Annotated in this window: 13 protein-coding genes; 5 read left to right on the top strand and 8 right to left on the bottom strand. The window is 71.7% G+C overall.

What is annotated here, in order from left to right:
- Positions 1–325 precede the first annotated feature (325 nt).
- Positions 326–568 carry a hypothetical protein gene (locus tag CcI49_RS25415; RefSeq protein WP_054568793.1) on the top strand — a complete coding sequence of 81 codons (243 nt, stop codon included), beginning with the start codon at positions 326–328 and terminating at the stop codon, positions 566–568.
- Between the two features lie 62 nt (positions 569–630).
- On the opposite strand, the gene CcI49_RS25420 is transcribed toward CcI49_RS25415, so the two are convergent.
- Genes CcI49_RS25420 through CcI49_RS25430 form a run of 3 tightly spaced genes read right to left on the bottom strand, consistent with a single transcriptional unit; the run spans position 631 to position 4915 of the window.
- Positions 631–1746 carry a hypothetical protein gene (locus CcI49_RS25420; RefSeq protein ID WP_076830223.1) on the bottom strand — a complete coding sequence of 372 codons (1116 nt, stop codon included), beginning with the start codon at positions 1744–1746 and terminating at the stop codon, positions 631–633.
- A gap of 47 nt (positions 1747–1793) precedes the next feature.
- Positions 1794–3644: a right-handed parallel beta-helix repeat-containing protein gene (locus tag CcI49_RS25425; RefSeq protein WP_054568791.1), complete on the bottom strand. Its 1851-nt coding sequence runs from the start codon at positions 3642–3644 to the stop codon at positions 1794–1796.
- On the bottom strand, positions 3641–4915 hold the full coding sequence (locus CcI49_RS25430; protein WP_054568790.1) for a glycosyltransferase: 1275 nt from the start codon (positions 4913–4915) through the stop codon (positions 3641–3643). Before CcI49_RS25430 ends, CcI49_RS25425 begins: the two co-directional genes overlap by 4 nt.
- 381 nt (positions 4916–5296) lie before the next feature.
- Here CcI49_RS25430 and CcI49_RS25435 point away from each other — a divergent pair, with 381 nt between their 5' ends.
- Both CcI49_RS25435 and CcI49_RS25440 read left to right on the top strand, forming a co-directional pair.
- Positions 5297–6709 carry a UDP-glucose/GDP-mannose dehydrogenase family protein gene (locus CcI49_RS25435; protein ID WP_054568789.1) on the top strand — a complete coding sequence of 471 codons (1413 nt, stop codon included), beginning with the start codon at positions 5297–5299 and terminating at the stop codon, positions 6707–6709.
- Entirely contained in the window at positions 6706–7650 is a 945-nt protein-coding gene (locus CcI49_RS25440) for a polysaccharide lyase (protein ID WP_054568788.1), read from the top strand. The genes CcI49_RS25435 and CcI49_RS25440 overlap by 4 nt, the downstream gene beginning before the upstream one ends.
- A gap of 60 nt (positions 7651–7710) precedes the next feature.
- Here the strand turns inward: CcI49_RS25440 and CcI49_RS25445 are convergent, their stop codons facing one another.
- From CcI49_RS25445 to CcI49_RS25460, 4 genes are all read right to left on the bottom strand, one after another.
- Complete coding sequence (locus CcI49_RS25445) at positions 7711–10914, bottom strand: adenylate/guanylate cyclase domain-containing protein (RefSeq protein ID WP_054568787.1); 3204 nt, start codon at positions 10912–10914, stop codon at positions 7711–7713.
- A 104-nt stretch (positions 10915–11018) separates the two neighbouring features.
- Positions 11019–11744 (bottom strand): ABC transporter permease, encoded by a 726-nt coding sequence (locus CcI49_RS25450; RefSeq protein ID WP_076829992.1) that lies wholly within the window; start codon positions 11742–11744, stop codon positions 11019–11021.
- Positions 11741–12676: an ATP-binding cassette domain-containing protein gene (locus CcI49_RS25455; protein WP_076829995.1), complete on the bottom strand. Its 936-nt coding sequence runs from the start codon at positions 12674–12676 to the stop codon at positions 11741–11743. The genes CcI49_RS25450 and CcI49_RS25455 overlap by 4 nt, the downstream gene beginning before the upstream one ends.
- 52 nt (positions 12677–12728) lie before the next feature.
- The gene (locus tag CcI49_RS25460) at positions 12729–13184 is read right to left on the bottom strand and encodes a MarR family winged helix-turn-helix transcriptional regulator (RefSeq protein ID WP_076829997.1); all 456 of its coding nucleotides are present in this window, start codon (positions 13182–13184) and stop codon (positions 12729–12731) included.
- A 167-nt stretch (positions 13185–13351) separates the two neighbouring features.
- Here CcI49_RS25460 and CcI49_RS25465 point away from each other — a divergent pair, with 167 nt between their 5' ends.
- The gene (locus tag CcI49_RS25465; RefSeq protein WP_076830000.1) at positions 13352–13978 is read left to right on the top strand and encodes a nitroreductase; all 627 of its coding nucleotides are present in this window, start codon (positions 13352–13354) and stop codon (positions 13976–13978) included.
- Positions 13979–14270: 292 nt separating this feature from the next.
- The gene (locus CcI49_RS25470) at positions 14271–14885 is read left to right on the top strand and encodes a hypothetical protein (protein WP_076830003.1); all 615 of its coding nucleotides are present in this window, start codon (positions 14271–14273) and stop codon (positions 14883–14885) included.
- Positions 14886–14912: 27 nt separating this feature from the next.
- Here the strand turns inward: CcI49_RS25470 and CcI49_RS25475 are convergent, their stop codons facing one another.
- Entirely contained in the window at positions 14913–18059 is a 3147-nt protein-coding gene (locus CcI49_RS25475) for a patatin-like protein (protein ID WP_076830006.1), read from the bottom strand.
- Between the last annotated feature and the right edge of the window lie 140 nt (positions 18060–18199).

The raw sequence follows: 18199 nt of genomic DNA on the forward strand, positions 1-18199 counted from the left end.
GTCCCCCCCTGGTGATCGGGCTGGAAGGGTGCCGGTTTGGCCCCCGCAGGTCCGCTTACCCGACCTGGAGGTCACCTCACATACTCACCGGCCCGGGCCCCTCGCTCACCCCCGTCGGGTAATCACCCACCCGGTGCCGGCTCGCCGAAGTGTGGGCAATCCCGTGCTGTGCGCGCCGCCCGAATGCTCGTACGATTCCGGAGAGGATGTCCGGCGGCCCATGATGATTTCGGCCCCGCCGAACTCCTGATCCCCTGATCTCCCAGGGTGGTCGACGGTAGGGAGGTTTCCCATCAGCGCCGAGGACCTGCGTGCCCGCCTCGCGATGGTGACCGAGCAGGTCGACTTCGCGCTGGCCGAGGTCGCCCTGCTCGGGGCTGCCTACCGGCGCGCGGCTCATGATGACGCCGACTGGCGTTGGCCGCCCGAGTCGTTGCAGAATCTCACCCGGCCCGAGGTCGCCCGGGCGCTGGCGGCGCAGCTGGCGGCGGTGGCCCGACTGCGCCTGTGGGCGCAGGAGCTGTACTGGCTGCAGGAGCAGGTACGGCTGCGCGCCATGGTCCCCTGAGAGACATGGTCCCCTGAGAGTCGTGGTCCCCTGAGCGCACACCCGCCCTGACCCGAGCCGTGTCAGCTGTCTGTGCAGTCGATGTTCGACGGCCCGGACTGCGCACCGGTGACCTGGTTGTCACATCCCACGACGTTCTGGGTCTTGTCGCCGTCGTGGATGTAAACGCCGAAGCCCTTCGCGTTAACAGTCAGCGTGTTATGGCGGATGGTGTTCTGCCGCCCCCAGTCCTTTTTGATGACGTGGGTCTGGATTCCGTCCTCCAGGGTTCCGCCACCCGTACCGATGTTGTCCTCGACGAGCCAGCCGTTGCCCTTCACGTCGATCCAGGAGTCGGCCTCGACCAGAGCGTCCGAGGAGAGGGTGTTCCCGCGGACCACGCCTCCGGTCGTGCCCTCCTTGATATCGATGTTCTCGGAGGTCGTACCGGCGATGTCGTTGCCGATGACGGAGTTGCGGTCGCTGCGGTCGGGCTCACAGTCCGTATAGGTGCACCAGTTGCTCTCGGCGCTGCCGATGTAGACGCCCTCGCCGAACTTCTCCCGCCGGTTTCCGGTGTCCCGGATGACGTTGCCGACGACCGTGTTGTCGGAGCTTGCGGTCCGCAGGTGGATCGCCTCGTCGCCGATGGTGTTGACCCTGAGCTGGGCGATGATCGAATGCTGGAGACGGTCCCCGATCACTCCCTTCTGCCCGTTGCGCACGGTGAAGCCGACCACCCGGACCCAGGATGCGCCGTCCAGATGCAGGACGTAGTTCACCTGGTCGTCGTCCTCGGTGCCGTCGAGGATCGCGTCCTTCGAGCCGCACAGCCAGATCGGCGCGGCCTCGGTGCCTGTCGCGCTGAGCTTGAACTTCCCCTTGTAGACGCCGTCGGCGATCCGGATGACGGTGCCCGGTTTCGCCGTGGCCAGCGCGCTGCGCAGGTCGCCCGCGTCACTGACGGTGGTGCCACCGGCCGGGCAGGTGATGCCGCCGGCGGTGGACGACGTGGCGGTGGCCGTCGCGAACGGGTCCGGGCCGGGGCTGACCCACGCCGTGGCGGTGTCTGTGGGCTCCGCTCGCGGACGAGCGGTCGATCCCGGTGTCTCTTTGTCCGTGGCGGGGCTCGACCCGTTCTCCGACCCGCAGGAGGTCACTGCGACCGCGACTCCGGCGAGAATGCTGGTCGCGGCCATGCTCATGGTCCGCCGGCGGCGGTGTGAACGGACCGGGCGACGGCTCATCACGCGCTGGACTCTCCCTCGGACCGTTGGCTGCGAAGCTTGTGCGGGTCGTCGCTCGGCGGACCGACGGTCTCCAGTTGTCTGGTCTCCGGCTGTCCGGTTCCCGGCTGCCCGGCGTGGCCGGTGACATCATCCGCCGGCTCGGCGGTGCCGAACAGGTCGAACGGGGCATCGCGCTGCCCGGGGATGCCGGAGAAGGCGGGGGCGGGGCGCATCGTGCCGCCGGTCAGCCGCCGGACCAGCAGTTCCGACTCCGGGTATGGATGGCTTGGCGGCCGGCGGCGGGCCCGATGGCGGGTCCAGGCGCCGGCGATCGGGAACAGCGCCACGGCACCCCACACCACGAGCGCCGGGTGCCGGCGGATCAGCGTGTACCAGTGCTGCGGCTCACGCTCCACCCAGGCCTGCGTGTCGTTGTTGTGGACGTCGTGCCCGTCGACCCCGGTGGACTGCCGGGTGTCGACCGCACGCCAGCCCTCACCGCCCAGGTTGTTCCACTGGATGACCGAGTCGTCCGCCATCCCGCGGACGGTGATCGCGAAATCGGTGGCCCCGCGTACCAGGTTGCGGCTGATGATGGTCGTCGTGGCGTCCTGGGTGATCACACCCAGCCGGCCGTCCGCCATCGAGTTCTCGGTGATCGCGGTGCGGCGCGCGTCCGGGCCGATCTGGATGCCGGCCTCCGCGGCGCCGTTGATCGAGTTGGCCGTGACCTGGGTTCCGTTGGCGCCGCTCTTGACCAGGATGCCGAGCTGCCCTCCGCTGATCTTGTTCTTCCGGACGATGGTGTTCTCACCGCCGACGACCCGGATCCCGTACCGGCCGTTGCCGGAGATGGTGTTCTCCTCGATGAGGGTGTCCTTGATCTGGTTGACCGTCACACCGGTCGCCGTGGCGACCACACCGAGGCCACGGCCGTCCAGGGAGATGCCGTCACCGCTGTTGTCGGTCACCGTGCTGCGCATGACCCGGGAGGAGGACGCCCGGTCGATGGTCATGCCGTCGCCGTGGTTGCGCGACGACGTGACCCCGGACACCAGGGTGGTGATGGCGTCCCGGTGGACGGCCAGGCCGGAGCGCTCGTTGTCGACCAGCCGCACGCCGACCATCTGGATGCCCTCGCTGCCCGAGATGTAGGCACCGTAGATGTTGTCGCTGAACGTCGAGTTGGCCGCGCCGCCGGTGCTCGGCTCGCCCTTGCTTCCCGTCCAGGCGATCCCACCGGTCCGGCCGTTCCAGAAGCCCAGGTGGTTGGCACTGGTGTTGCGCACGATCAGCTCACCGCCCATGGTGCGCAGGTAGGCCCGCCCATCGTTGGTGAGGGAGTCCGGCTCGAGGTTCTGGACGTCCCAGCCGACGATCGTGAGCGGGTCCTGCGGTGAGGCGCCGGCGAACTCCAGCCCCCCGCGCCAGGCTGCGACGGAGGCGAATCCGGACGCCCCGCTGGCCAGCCGCAGGGTGTGCACACTGGCGTCGATCACGAGCCTGGCCTGCGGGCCGACCAGCACGTGGGTGGTGAACATCACCGCCCCGTCCACCTCGTGCCGCCCGCCGCCGGCCGCGATGACGTCCTCCGCGCTGTAGGGCTCCTTGCGCGCCGGCAACAGCAGCGTGGGCAGGCTGCCGGTGGTCTCGACCAGTGTCGGCTCGGTGAGCACGCCGAACCGCGCGAACATGGACCGCAGCCGGATGTCCTCCGCGTCGACCAGCTCGGACTGCTTCTTCGCGTCCGCGGAGCTGACTGGCGGCAGGGGCGCCACGGGGGAAGCCTGGGCGGGCGCCGCCGGCAGCAGGATCGCGCCGGTGACGACGGCGAGGACGGCGAAGACGAAGGAGACGGCGGCCTTCACCGGGCACCGCCCGCTGCCGGAGCGGCCGCCGGGCGTGCCGCGGCTCCGGTGCGGGTCGAGGCGTCGGTCTGCCCCTCCCCGCCGATGAGGTCGGATCTCCGGGTGAGCCAGCCCTGCTTGTTCATCGACACCAAGGCCCAGGTCTTGATCGGCAGAGCGACCACGATGATCATCAGTACGGTCAGCGGGAGGATGAAGATGTCGCGCGGGTGCTCCCGTAGGTGTGAGAGCCCGCGGATGAGACGGCCGAGCAGCAGCCAGCAGATCGCGATGATGGGTGCGTTGGCCTCGGGCCGGAACATCCACAGCACGAAGTAGGTCATCGCGACGCCCATCGTCACGGGCGTGAGGACGATCTGCAGCACACTGACCTGGGTGACCAGCGGCTGCCGCCACAGCCATCCCTTGTAGATGGCCGTGAGGTAGGTGCGGTAGGAGTTCCGGCTCCAGCGCACCCGCTGCTTGATGAAGGCCCGGAGGTTGTCGGGGAACATCGACATCGCATGGGCTGTGTGCTGGTGCATCGTCTTGTAGCCGGACGCGAGCACCAGCCAGGTGAGCCGGCCGTCGTCGCCGGCGATACACCGCCGGCCGAGGAAGAACTCGTGCTCCAGGTTGTGCAGCACCGGCAGGATCGCGGAGCGCCGGTAGGCCGCGGTTCGCCCGGAAAGGCAGGCGACGGCGCCGACCCGTCCCTGGGCGGGCACGTAGTCCAGGTAGCGGATGTCGACCAGCCAGTTCGCGACCCGTCGCCAGACGCTGCTGCGTGGCTCGTAGACGTTCTGCCGGGTGCCCACCCCACCGACCTGCGGATCGATGAAGGGCATCTGGACCGCGGCGAGGAGCCCGGGCTCCCACGCGGTGTCGGAGTCGCAGAGGACGACGATCTCCATCGTCGCCGCGGACAGGCCGACGCCGAGCGCGGACCGCTTGCCCTCGTGGACGAAGGGGATCACCCGAACGGTCGGATCGGCGCGCATCGCGAGCCGGGCGATGAGCTCCGCGTCCTCGATGTCGGGGATGATGATGATCTCGTCCGGCTCCTGGGCGAGCCACGTTTCCAGGCACCGCATCAGGACGTCTGGATCCTCCCGGAAGGAGGGAACCACAACGGACGTCGTCGTCCGGAAATTATTTCGTATAGGTCGGTATCTGGTCGAGAGTATCCGGCGTGTGAGCCAGACCACCCAGGACACGACGCCGGCGATTCCGAGCGGTACCAGAGAGCGATGATCGCGGATGAACTGCACCGCATCGCCGAGCCACTCCATGCGAAATTCCGCTCCCCCCGAGCGTGGGTAACCGAGATCACAGAGTTCGTCGGCGAGGAGCTGGAGAGTGTGCGTGAACCGTCGGGCGCGCCAGCCCTTGGGTTACCCCCTGCAACCCGCCGCTTCCCTTTGTGGGTGGCGTTGTCAATACCTTGACCTGAAGCAACGCGACGGCACGCAGGACGGTAGCAGTCGCCACAACCTTCCTGAATGGGTGTCACTCATTTGTAACCCGGACGTACCCAACTACTACTGTTGGTAGTTGACTAGTCGCGGGCCGGGGTGCGCCCTTCTCTCCGGTACCCCGCTCACCCCAACGAAACGTGGACGAGTCACAATGCGCTCCGCGGCCTGACGGCAGAACTAGGTGGGGGGAACACCATGGGGACCGATACGGCGGGCACCGAGCCGGTGACTGCACCACTTCGGATCAGCGTCATTGGCACCGGGTATCTGGGCGCCACGCACGCGATCTGCATGAGCGAGCTCGGTTTCGACGTGGTGGGTGTCGACGTCGATCCCGACAAGGCGCGCCGGCTGTCCGAAGGCGAGGTGCCCTTCTTCGAGCCCGGCCTGGAAGCGCTGCTGCGCAAGAACCTGGAGACCGGCCGGCTGGCGTTCACCACGTCGTTCGCCGACGCGGCCGACGCCGACGTGCACTTCCTGTGCGTGGGCACCCCGCAGCGTCCGGACTCGGGCGCCGCCGACATGACCTACGTGGACGGTGCGGTCGAGGCGCTGCTCGCCGCCGGGCCGAAGGCCGGCTCCCTGCTGGTGGGCAAGTCGACGGTCCCGGCCGGCACGGCGGTGCGCCTCGCCGGCTGGCTGGCCCGTGAGGCCCCCGAGGTCGATCTCGCGTGGAACCCGGAGTTCCTGCGGGAGGGTTTCGCGGTCGAGGACACGCTGCGCCCGGACCGCCTGGTCTTCGGCCTGCCCGCCGACGACGAGTGGTACGGCGTGGCGGACCGCACCGACCTCGGGGTCCAGACCGGGCGCCGGGAGCGGGTGGAGGCCACGCTGCGGGCGGTCTACGCCACCGCGCTGGCCGCGGGCACGCCTGCCGTCGTCGCCGACTTCGCCACGGCCGAGCTGGTGAAGGTCGCCGCGAACGCCTTCCTCGCCACGAAGATCTCCTTCATCAACGCGATGTCCGAGGTCTGCGAGGTCGCCGGTGCCGATGTGAAGACCCTCGCCTCGGCCCTGTCGTACGACACCCGGATCGGCGGGCGTTTCCTCGGGGCCGGCCTCGGCTTCGGTGGCGGCTGCCTGCCCAAGGACATCCGCGCGTTCCAGGCCCGGGCGGCGGAGATCGGCGCCGGTGACGCGCTGCGCTTCCTGGACGAGGTCGACACCGTCAACCTGCGTCGCCGCACGCGGACGGTGGAGCTCGCCATCCATCTGCTCGGTGGTGGCGCGGCCGGGCGGCGGGTCGCCGTGCTCGGCGCCGCGTTCAAGCCGAACAGCGACGACATCCGCGACTCGCCCGCGCTCGACGTGGCCGACACGCTGCGTCGCTCCGGTGCCCGGGTGACGGTCTACGACCCGGCCGCCATGGTGAACGCCGCCCGCAAGTTTCCCGACCTGCGTTACGCCGCTGGGGTCTCGGAGGCCGTCGCCGACGCCGACATCGTCCTGCACCTGACCGAGTGGGCGGACTTCCGGGAGATCGAGCCGTCCCTGCTGACCTCGCTCGTGCGCCGGCCAGTGATCATCGATGGCCGTAACACCCTCGACCCGCAGCGGTGGCGTGACGCGGGCTGGATCTACCACGCGCTCGGTCGTCCGAACGTATGAGCAGCGGCGGGTCGAGGCGGGCGCTGCTCGCCTCGACCGTCGGCTCGCTGGCCCTGGCGGCGGCCACCGGATGCGGGATCCTCCCGGCTGATCGCCGCTTCGACCCGGCGAGTGAGGTGCTTCCGCCCGACACCACCGCGAGCCCGGCTGCGGCCGCGGCACCCGTGGCGGCGCGCGGGCGGACCCTCGCCGACCCGGCGGCGTCGCGTGAGTTCTTCGGCAAGGCGCTGGTCCCCACCAACCGGATGACCTTCGGGCTGGACCGAGCCGAGATCATGCGCTCGGACGACCCCCGCTTTCCGTCGTTCCTGCGTGTCTCGCTTCCGGTGGACGCCGCGAACCCGGACGACCGGCGGATCTACCGCGACGGGACGACCTACGGCGGGACGCAGCTGTTCGTCGACCACACGCTGCGGTCGCCGTACGAGCTGTACCTGCGCTACTACCTCCGGTTTCCGGAGGCGTTCGACTTCGGCAAGGGCGGCCGGCTGCCCGGCTTCTTCGGCACCATCGTGAAGAACCGTGAGCGCACCGAGACCCTGCGCAGCGGGCTGGCGACGAGATTCGCCTGGCGGGAGGGCGGCGCGGGCCTGGTCTACGCGAACACCGCCCGCCCGGACCATCCGTTGAACGTGATCGGGAAGGCCTCCTGGTACTGGCCCACCGGCCGGTGGGTGTGCGTCGAACAGGGGGTGAAGCTCAACTTCGAGGGCTTCGCCGACGGGGTGATCCTGATCTGGCTGGACGGTGCGCTGGCCCACAAGGAGAAGTTCAACCCGCGGATCTCGAACGATCTGCGGATCGGTGGGTTCCTCCTGCAGGCGGCCTTCGGCGACGGTGGGTCGGCGTTCGCGCCGACCGCACCTCAGACGCTCGATCTGGCCGGCTTCACCTACGGCACCGCCCGGCTCAACCCACTGCCCCGGCCGGAGAAGACCTAGCCAGGTGCTGTCCAGCTGAGGTGCTGGGCCAGCCGAGGTGCTGTTCAGCTGAGGTGCTCTTCAGCCGAGATGCTCCGCGTTGAGGCGTTCGAACAGCCGCCGCCCCATCGTCGCGGCGGCGCGGTTCCCCCGACGGAGGAAGCGCGCCGCGGCGGCCTCCAGGCACTCCGCGGCGTCCTCCTTGCGCCCGGCCCGGTAGAGCACCTCGGCGCGGGCCAGCAGGGCGGTGCCCTGCCCGTCGATGTCATCGGTGCGGCTGGCGAGATCGCAGGCCGTGTCGGCGAACCGCAGGGCCTCGGCGTCCCGGCCGGAGATCGCCAGCAGCCGGGCGTGCACCGAGCACCAGCCGGCCTGGGCCGGCAGCTGGTCACCCGCGGCGGCGTCCCGGCAGCGGTTCACGTACTTGGTCGCCTCCTCCAGCTTGCCCAGCCGGACCAGGACGTCGGCGAGCAGGGCGGCCCGGGTCGCCAGATGCGCGCGCTCGCCCATCCGCGACAGCTGGCGGCAGCTGCGGCGGAGCTCGCGCTCGGCGATCTCCGGCTCGTCGGCGAGCAGCGCGACCCGGGCGACGACGAAACCGCTGTGGAACGGGTCCGTCCGGGCGCCGCGGATGTCCCCGATCAGCTCGTCGGCGTCCTTGAGGTGGGTGCGGGCGGCCTCCATGTCGCCGGACATGGCGTTGAGCAGCGCGAGCTGGGCGAGAACCGCCCGGCGCAGGCCGCGGTCGTCACCGGCCGCCTCCAGCATCGCGGTGCCCTTCACGATCGAGAAGGGCACCGGGCTCGGCACGAGGCTCAGCAGGAGGACGAGCTCGCGGCGCAACGAGTGCGCGGCCCTCGGCACCCCGGACTCCTCGGCGTGCCGCACCGCGTTCTCCAGGGCCTTCTCGGCGGCGGCGAACTGCCCGGCGGCGCCGTACGCGGCACTCTGGCTGCGGCAGGCGAGCGCCGCCCCGACGTCGTCGCCGTCGCGGACGAAGGAGGCGAGTGCCGCCGTGGCCTCGGTGAGGGTGCTCGCCACCAGGCCCTCCGGATCGGTGGCGAACAGCACGCGCAGGTGCGCGAGCCGGGCGTGGGCGCGCAGCCCGTCCTCGCCGGCGCGCCGGGCCCGCTCACTGACCTGGCGCAGGATGCGCTCGGCATCGGAGAGCCGGCCGAACGAGTACAGCGCCCAGCCGAGGTCGATCTCCGCGCGCAGCCGCAGCGGGTCGGTCTCCGGCAGGAGCGTGATCGCGCGCTTCAGCAGCTGCGCGGCGCCCGTCTCGTCACCCTGGCGAACTCGGTCGGCAGCCTCGATCAGGCAGGTGGCGGCGGACCGGCCGAGCTCCACCATCTCGCTGTCGCGCTGGCCGAGCTCCACCCGGTAGCGGTACGCCTGCTCCAGGTGGTAGCCGACCAGCTCGTCGTGCTCACCCGGGCCGCCGACCATCCGGGCCTGCAGCCAGCCGGCGAACCGCTGGTGCAGGTCGGCGCGCTGACGCTTGGACGTCGTCTGGTAGGCGCAGTCACGCAGCAGGACGTGCAGGAACCGGTACGCCTCCACTCCCGGCAGGTCCGAGCGGTCGGGATGCACCAGCTCCTTGCGGACGAGTGACAGGCAGTGATCCAGAACGTAGGGCCGCTCCGCCGGCTCGGAGAGCTCCACCACGGCGTCCAGGTAGAAGCGCTCGCCGACGACCGCGGCCCGTTCGAGGACCTGGCGCTCCGCCGGCTCGAGCCGGTCGAGACGGGCCGCGAGCAGGGCCGAGATGGTCGGCGGCACGGTGACGCCGCGCAGGTTGCCGGCGGCGATCCACCGGTTGCCCTCCCGGCGCAGCAGGCCGTCGTCGACGAGGGCGGCGACCATCTGCTCGACGAACAGCGGGTTGCCCGCCGCCGAGGTGGTGATCCGGGAGACCAGGGCTGGATCCAGGTCGTCCGAACCCATCAGGGTACGGATCAGCCGGTGGCAGCGGTCCTCCGTGAGCGGCGCCAGCAGCATCGAGGTGGCGTTGAGCTTGCCGCCGCCCCACTGGCGCCGGTCCTCCAGCAGCTCGGGCCGGGACAGGCACAGCAGCAGGATGGGAGCGTCGCGGGACCAGTCGGCGACGTGCTCGATCAGATCCAGCAGGGTCGGCTCGGCCCAGTGGACGTCGTCGAACCACAGCACCAGCGGCCGCTGCTCGGCCAGCGCCTGGAAGAAGGTGCGCACCGCCCAGAAGCTCTCCTGGGTTCCCAGCTCCGCGCCACCCAGCCCGACCAGCGGGGCGAGTGCGTCCACCACCTCGGCGGCCTGCGGGACGCCGGCGAGCAGCCTCTTGAGGCGCAGGCGGCCGTCCGGCGCGCTCTCGTCGGCGGACATGCCGGTGGCCTGGCGCACCATCTCCATCAGCGGCCAGTAGGCGATGCCCTCGCCATAGGACAGGCAACGGCCGGAGAGCACGGTCGCGCGGCCGGTGATGGACTGGCAGAACTCGCCGACCATCCGGGACTTGCCGATGCCGGCGGGCCCCAGCACGGTGAACAGGTGGCAGGTCCGCTCCTCCACGACCGCCTCGAAGGCGTCCTGGATGCGGCGGCGCTCGCGGTTGCGGCCGATCACCGGCGCCGCGAACCCCTGCACGGGCTCCCGCAGGCCGGGGCCGGCCGTCGGGTTGCGCAGCCCGATCAGCCGGTGCGCCCGCACCGGTTCCCGCTTGCCCTGCACCACCAGCGGCCCGACCGGGTTGACCGTGACACTGTGGCGGACGAACCGGTAGGTGCTGTCGCCGATGAAGATCTCGTCCGGCGGGGCGGCCTCCTCCAGCCGGGAGGCCACGTTGACCGGGTCACCCGTCGCGCCGCCACCGGCGACGGTCACCTCGCCGGTGTTGATACCGATCCGCACCCGCAGCCGAAGGCCCAGATCACGATGGAACTCGGCGTTGAGCTCCTCCATCGCGGTGCGGATGTCCAGCGCGGCCCGGACGGCGCGCAGCGCGTCGTCCTCGTGCAGCACCGGGATGCCGAAGACGGCGAACACCGCGTCCCCGATGAACTTCTCGACGGATCCGCCGTGGGCGTAGATGACCTCGCGGACGGTGGTGAAGAACCGCCACATGACCTGCTGCAGCTGTTCGGAGTCGATCTTCTCGCCCATGTCCGTCGACCCGGTGATGTCGACGAACATGATTGTGACGATCTTGCGTGCGCCGCTGCCGGCGACGGGCAGCGGGTTCCCGCACTCGGAGCAGAAGCGCGCTCGATCGGGGTTCCCCTGCTCCCCGCATGTCGGGCACAGCGCCATGTGCGGGATCGTAGGCCGATCGTGGTGCCGAGCGGAAAGGGATGTGGAGACGCGCCGTGCCGGCAGTGACCTATGCCACATCACGGAATCGGGCGGAGGGCTGTTCAGGATGGCAGATCCCGTCGCAGTGAGGCGCTCGCGACGGCGGTCAGAATGACGGCCCACGCGATCGCGGCGGACAGGGAGGTGGCGTTCGTCTCGGTGGTGGGCCAGAGCAGAACACCTGATGGTGCCGTGACCGGACCGTGGAACCGGCCCCCGTCGGACACGGCCTCGACCAGGCCGCACATGGCGATGGTCGCGGCGGCGAGGCCGAGGCTGCGGGTGATGGCGCCCAGCGCCGCGCCGGTGACCCCTGTCGCGCACACGACGACGACCACGATGAGATACGCCGACAGCACCTCGGCCGGACGGCCCGCGCGCATCGCGGCCGCACCGTGCCGGCCGGCGCCGCGTAGCCACCAGGCCGTGAAGACGGCGGTGGTGAGGAGCGCTCCGATCAGGGCCACGACCGTGACCTGGGCGACCAGCACCCGCACCCGGCCGGGGGTGATGAGCCAGGAGTGGGTGACCGTGCGGAACCGGAACTCGCTGGAGGTCAGGACCACACCGAAGAACATCATCGCGTAGGCGAGCAGCCAGCCCGAGCGGGAACGCAGGCCGTTCCACTCGAGCGCCGGCTCCGCCTGGGCACCCCACAGCAACAGTGGCAGGGCGTGGACGGCGAGGACCGCCATGAGCCCGACGAGCTGCCACYGGCCAGTGAGGATCTTGAGGAGCTCGGTGGCCACCAGGTGCTGCCGCGTTTTCGCGGTGCCGCCGGCTCTCATGCGGCGCCACCGGCTGCCCGACCGGTCAGCTCGAAGAAGGCCCGCTCAAGGTCCGGCCCGGTGGTGTGCAGCTCGACCAGGGGGATCCCGTGCAGCGCGCACAGCTGCCCCACCCGCTCGGCCCAGCCGTACGGCAGCCGCAGCGAGTCATGACCGGTGCGCACCGCACCTGCGCCGCCGAGCAGCTCGGCGAGCTGGTCCGCCTGCGGCGTGCGGACCTCGACCCGGCCCGCGCCCACCGCGGCGGCCTCCGCGGCCAGCACCACCCGGCCCCGGTCGATGATCACGACGTGGTCGACCGTCTGTGCGACCTCCGCCAGCACATGGCTGGACACCAGCGCGCTGCGCCCCTGCGCGGCCCAGTCCCGCAGGAAGCGCCGCAGCCAGCGGATTCCCTCCGGGTCGAGGCCGTTCGCGGGCTCGTCGAGGACGAGCAGCTCGGGATCGCCGAGCAGGGCACACGCGATGGCGAGGCGCCCGCGCATGCCCAGTGAGTAGGCCCCCACCGGCCGAGCCGCCGCCGCGGTGAGCTCGACCGTGCCGAGCACCTCGTCGRCGGCGTGCCGGCGGCTCCGGCGCGGCAGGCCTAGCGCGAGCGCGAGGCAGCGCAGATGATCCAGCCCGCTGCGGGCAGGGTGAGCGGTCGGTTCCAGCACGGCGCCCACTGTCCTCGCCGGGTCCGACATTTCCCGGTAGGGGCGGCCATGGATCAGGGCGCTTCCGCTGGTGGGCGCGACCAGACCGAGCAGGATGCGCAGGGTCGTGGTCTTGCCCGACCCGTTCGCGCCGAGGAAACCCGTCACCGCCCCCGCGGGGACGGCGAACGAGACGTCCTGCAGGGCCGCCACCCGCCCGTACCGCTTGGTGAGGCCGCGCACATCGACGATCGCGGCAGCGGTTTCGCGGCCGGATCGGGTGCGCTCACCCACCATGGCGGAGCTGGATACGGTGGCCTCCTCGGTCGGAACGGCCCCTGTGATCGTCTCACGGTAACGGTCGTGTGTTACCAGCGGACGCGTTGTCGAGCAGGAGCCGGAGCAAACGGCCCAGAGTGGCCCGTTCGTCCGCGGACAGCGCGCCGGTGAAGTGCGCGACGGCACCCGCGGCGTGCGTCTGCGCGCGGTCGAGCGTGGTGCGGCCCAGCGGCGTCAGCTCCAGCAGGATCGCCCGCCGGTCGGTGGGATCCACCCGGCGGCACACCAGGCCGTCGGCCTCCAGCCCGTCGACGGTCTCGGTCATCGTCCGCGGCGCGACGGCGACGGCCTGGGCCAGGTCGCGAGGTCGGACGGGCCCCCGATCCGCGACGAGGCGCAGCACCTTCAGGCGGGCGAGCGTGAGGCCGGCGCCCGTGCGCAGGGCCTCGTTGACCGCGCGCCTGACCTGATGGCCCACGGCGAGGACAAGGTCGATGACCGGGTCGCCGGTGTCGGGTGGGGGCATCGCCCGAGGTCCGCCTTTCGCTGCGATCTGTGAAGTAGCTGCGATCTGTGAAGCAAGGGACTCTTGCGAGGCACGAAGCATGGAGCCTGCCATATTATGAGGGAACCTCATTGAAATGGGAAGCGCGAGCCTCGCCAGTGCTCGGATCCCGAGTCGAACGGAGCAACGTGGACGCCCTGACCTGCCTGATGACCCGCCGCACCGCCACCCGCCTGGTGGAGCCGGGCCCGACCACCGAACAGCTCGCGGTCATGCTTGCGGCCGCGACCACCGCACCCGATCACAAGACGCTGCGCCCGTGGCGGTTTGTCGTGGTACGCGGCGAGGCGCGCGCCGCGCTCGCCGACGCGATCCGCCAGGCGGCCGAGGCCGTCGGCGATCTGGCCGAGCCGGTGGTCCGCAAGGCCGCCGGCAAGGCGACCCGCTCGCCGGCCCTCATCGCCGTGATCGCCTCACGGGTGCCGGGCGCCCGGGTTCCCCGCGCCGAACAGGACGCCTCCGCAGCCGCGGCGGCGCAGAACATCTGCCTCGCCGCCCACGCCCAGGGTGTCGCGTCCGCGTGGAAGTCCGTGCCGCTACCCGAAAGCGACCAGGTCCGCGCCGTTTTCGGCCTGACCGGCGCCGAGGAGCTGATGGGCTGGATCGAACTCGGCACGCTGTCCGACGCGGTGCCGATCCCGCCCCGTGAGCCGGCCGATCTGGCCGCGTTCACCTCCGAGCTCACCGCGACCGGTGAGCTCGCGATGCTGGAACTGGCGGGCACCACCGTCGCGGTGCCCGCGCAGACCCACTGACCGCGCAGACCCACTGACCGCGCCGGTGCCCCCGTCGGACGTTCACGGACCGCATCGGGCCTGATGGTGGCGATGGGCGTGTCGCGGGGTAGAGAGACACCTGCGGACGGCGTTCTCGCGCTGTCACGGAGCCATCGACCAGCGCCGGAGGAGGCAGCGACGACGACAGCCCGGCACCGGCCGGGGCCGGTCCGTTTGGGTACTGGTCCCGGAAAGTAGCGACATCCGGCGCCTGGAGCTACCTAAGCTGGATCTGAGGCCGAGAGCCAGGGCCTGCGAGGGGAGTGGCGCGGTGACCAGCACTCGCCCGTCCGGTAGGGCCTGTCATGCCGCGATCGTCGGCGTGCTGTTCGCGGGGGCGCTGGTGGGGTGCGCGCAGTCGGGCGCCGACACCTCGAGCACGGGCGCCCGGCCGGCCGCCGCGGCCGCCGCCGCTGGCCCGTCGCCGACGGCGCCGGCACCGGCGTCAACGCCTGCTCCGACCGGCGGGACCGGCACGACCGGCGGGACCGGGGCGGGCTCGGCGGCCACGCCCGGAACCGCCGCCACCGGGCCGGCCGCAGCGTCGACGGGGCTGCCCGTCTCCGGTCTGCCTTCGGTGGCGCCGTCCCCGGTCTTCCTGGGCGAGGCGTGCATCCCGGATCTCGATGTCAAGCCCGCAGTGGCCGTCAACGGCCTGCTCCTCTACTGCGTTCCGGCACCGGAGCCGAAGGTCGCGGGAGCACAGGTGGGCAGTGCCGGTCGTTGGTCCCCCGAGACGCCTTCGCAGTCGGCGCAGGCCGGGCCCCAGCCCGGCAGCGAGTGCGACCCCGACGACGTCGGGAAGATCGTCCAGGGTGCGGGCGGGCGGCCGGTGTCCTGCCTGCGCGAGTCCGACGGCGGAATGCGCTGGGCGGACGTCTCCTGAGGGACGTCTCCTGACGGGCGTGGGTGCTCAGCTCCGGCGCCGGCGACCCACGACCGTGCGCCAGTTCGTCAGGCCGACCAGCGCCAGCCCCGCCGCGGTGGCCAGCACTCCGAGCCCGCCGACCACGCTGCCCTGGGTGACGGCGACCGCCGGACCACCGACGAGCATGATCACCCCCAGGCCGGTGGTCACCCGGTGGCGGTGGCGGGCGGCGTCGTCGACAGCGGCATAGAGCAGCCGGGTGACGGTGCGCACCACGAAGGCGGCCGGGCGGAAGGGCCACGGCAGCGCGTGCAACGACGCCAGCCACGCGGTCAGTACGGCCAGGGTCTGGGCGACCAGGGAGACGAGAATCCGGCTGTTCGGCCGGTCGGTCAGCCGCTCGTCCGCGACGTGGCAGAGCCGCAGCACCTGGTCGGTGTCGGCGGGATCCACCCGGTCGACGGCCGGTTCCGCGGAACCGGCAGAGCCGGCAGCACCGGCAGCACCGGCAGAGCCGGCGGCTTTCGTGGGCACCGCGTCGAGGAACTCCCGGTTCCGGCCCACCGCCGCGCCCGTCTCCCTGATGTCCGCGCGGACCGCGGTTGCGACGCTCACCAGCTCACCGGCGGCGATCTCGCGCTGGATGCCGGCGGCCACCCACGCCGCGGTCTCCGGCAGGACGGGCGGTACCGGGGCAGCCGGGTCGTCGAGCCAGGCCAGCTCGGCCAGCACCGGCTCGGTCACCGGCGTCGACGCGATCGTCGACAGCGCCGCGACGAACCCGGCCAGCCAGCTCTCGCCGGCGGCGGGGTCGCCATCCGCGCGCTCCACCGCCAGGTCGCGTAACCAGACAAGCCGCCGCGGGTCGAGCAGGATGCGGACCAGCCAGGCAGCGCCGTCCAGGCGACCCCACATCCAGTCGTTCGCGCGCCAGGACGACTTCGCGAACGCTCCGAAGGAGCCGAGCGCGAGACCGGTGAGCTTGCGATGCGCGTCGGAGCGGGCCGGATCGAGATCGCATCGGATGTCCGAGCTGACCTGGACCAGCTCGACCGGCTGGTCGATGACGTCGGCACCGGTCAGCGTGCGGGTGACGAGGTGGAGGTCGAGCAGCGCGATCGCGGCCCGCTCCCGGTCGGCCGGGAGGTACCTGATGAAGTCCCGCAGCCCCTGAGCGGCTCGCTGACGCCGGGCTGCCAGGCTCAGGCCGGTCCGACGGCCGCGTGGCGGTGGTGGCGCGAGCAGCGCGGCCGACACCAGCCGGCCGTCGGCCACCGCGGTCCGCGGCCGGTCGCCCGGAGCGTCGCCGTCGCTGTTGCCGTCGCCGTCGCTGTTGCCGGAGCGGGCCACGATCCGGTCCAGCAGGCCGCGCAGGCTTTCGGCGAGCGAGCTCAGCGTGCTCCAGGCGAGGGTCAGATCGGTTCTGCTGGTCTGCGCGTCGCCGGCGCCGCGCAGCCAGCGCCTGGCCGCCTCGGCGACAACCGCGTCCGATGACGCCCCGGCGAGGTCGCGCAGGGTGTGCCGGACCACCGTGAACGCGCCCCTGTTCGCGGGCGTCGACGGAAGCGGGAGCAGCTGGGCTCCGGCCTGTTCCCGCGGCGCGACGACGGCGCCGTGCACTCCCCGGGCGATGGCGCTCAGCGCCCGGCGTTCGTCCGGATCGGTCGTCAGGACGTAGCCCTCGTTGATCATTGAGATCAGCGTGCCCTTGACGGCGTCCACCGCGGGGCGGCCCAGCCGCCACAGCTCGCCGAGGTCGCGCGCCCCCGGCAGTCGGTCGGGGAACTCCGCGGTCGCCGCGTTGACGGCCGCCAGCCGGAGCTCGGCGCGTCCGCGAGCGTCGGCGAGCCGCCGGGCCGCGTCGGCGGGTACGGCGTCCGGCGGGGTCGGGGCCGTGAGCGAGTCGATGACGATCCGGTCGAACGTGTCGATGACGAGGTCGGCCGCGCGGTCGGCGATCTGCGCCCGGTAGGTGGTGTAGACGTCCTGGTCGGCGAGCCGTGGCCCGCCGGCCGGGGCGAGCCGGGCGAGCCGGCGCCGGCTTGTCCGCAGCCCCCGCACCGCCTCGTTGTGCGCCCTGATGCGGCGCAGGTCCGTCGAGATGGACTGGTTCAGCGCCGCGCTCAACGCACCGAGCAGGGTGTCGACGGCGGACGGGGGGGATCTGTCGGCTGGTTCGTCGGCGGCGTCGGCGGCGTTCGCCCCGTCGGCCCCGTCGGCCCCGTCGGCCGGCGGGTTCGGCGCCGGCACCACATACGTGAGCACGCGGCGGACCTGCCGCCCCCGCGTGGGCCGGTCGAAGATCTCCTGCAGTGCCGGCCCGAGCGGACGGTTCACGAGGATGCCGCCGTCCGAGCCGTGGAAGTCGCCGGCCGCGTTCACATGGTCGGCCATGTCGGGATGAGCGCTGTCCGGCGAGTTCCGGACCGGGATGTAGGCCGGTTCGAAGGCACCGGGGAAGGCCGCGCTGGCCCGGGCCGCAAGCGCGAGGCGGGCCGCGCCCTCGGGATCGGCGAGGTCGTCCTCCCCGAAGACGAACAGGCCACGGTGGTCGCGGTCGCGGACGAGACCGCCGAGATCGTCCGGCCAGCGGCTGGTCTCGCCGCGAAGGATCGTGGTGGTGATGAACACCGAGGTCGGCCGGATCGTTCGCGCCGAGTGGGCCCGTGGTCCGTGGTTCGAGACCGGCGTGCCGGTCCCCGGGCGCGGGTCGAGGCTCTGCAACGCGCTGCGCAGCGCCGGCAGCATGACCTCGTCACCGCGCAGCAGGGACGGGAAGCTGTGTGCGTCGGGCCGCCGCATCAGCTCACGCAGCGAGCCGAGCTGGATCCACAGGTCGCGCAGCGGGCCGAGGTCGGTGTCCTGCACGTTCGCGTAGCCCAGCAGTGCCACGTTGATGCCACCCGCCGAGGCGCCGGCCAGGACGTCCACCGAGACCTCGAGGTCGAGGGCCGCCAGCAGGGCGGCCCAGCGGGTGGCGACCGCCGTGTCGGTGACAGACCAGCCACGGGCGCCGGCGACGGCCGGGTCATCCTGGTGGGCCCGTGCGGCGGTGAGGAGATTGATCTCGCGCGCGACACCGCCCATCCACACGGCCAGGCTCGCCCCGCCGGTCATCACGACCGCGAGCCGGATCTCCTGCGTGGTCCCTTCGTCGAACTCGTCCGTGTGCTCTGCGTTGCCCCCCGTCATGGTCGCAAGAGTAGACGTACCGGAAATGGGTGACACGGTGTGCTTTCGCAGATCTGCGGCCGACTGTGGGCCCCCTGGCTGTTTCGTCCTGGGATCTTCTTCCCGTGATGGTTACTCGCGGGTAGCATGGGCATCACCTA

The organism is Frankia sp. CcI49, from assembly GCF_001983215.1.
Taxonomy (GTDB): Bacteria; Actinomycetota; Actinomycetes; order Frankiales; family Frankiaceae; genus Parafrankia; species Parafrankia irregularis.

Coding starts and splice junctions, on each gene's coding strand:
- CcI49_RS25435 (WP_054568789.1), top strand. CDS start 5,297: ATGGGGACCGATACGGCGGGCACCGAGCCGGTGACTGCACCACTTCGG.
- CcI49_RS25445 (WP_054568787.1), bottom strand. CDS start 10,914: ATGGCGCTGTGCCCGACATGCGGGGAGCAGGGGAACCCCGATCGAGCG.
- CcI49_RS25420 (WP_076830223.1), bottom strand. CDS start 1,746: ATGGCCGCGACCAGCATTCTCGCCGGAGTCGCGGTCGCAGTGACCTCC.
- CcI49_RS25430 (WP_054568790.1), bottom strand. CDS start 4,915: ATGGAGTGGCTCGGCGATGCGGTGCAGTTCATCCGCGATCATCGCTCT.
- CcI49_RS25415 (WP_054568793.1), top strand. CDS start 326: ATGGTGACCGAGCAGGTCGACTTCGCGCTGGCCGAGGTCGCCCTGCTC.
- CcI49_RS25440 (WP_054568788.1), top strand. CDS start 6,706: ATGAGCAGCGGCGGGTCGAGGCGGGCGCTGCTCGCCTCGACCGTCGGC.
- CcI49_RS25460 (WP_076829997.1), bottom strand. CDS start 13,184: ATGCCCCCACCCGACACCGGCGACCCGGTCATCGACCTTGTCCTCGCC.
- CcI49_RS25475 (WP_076830006.1), bottom strand. CDS start 18,059: ATGACGGGGGGCAACGCAGAGCACACGGACGAGTTCGACGAAGGGACC.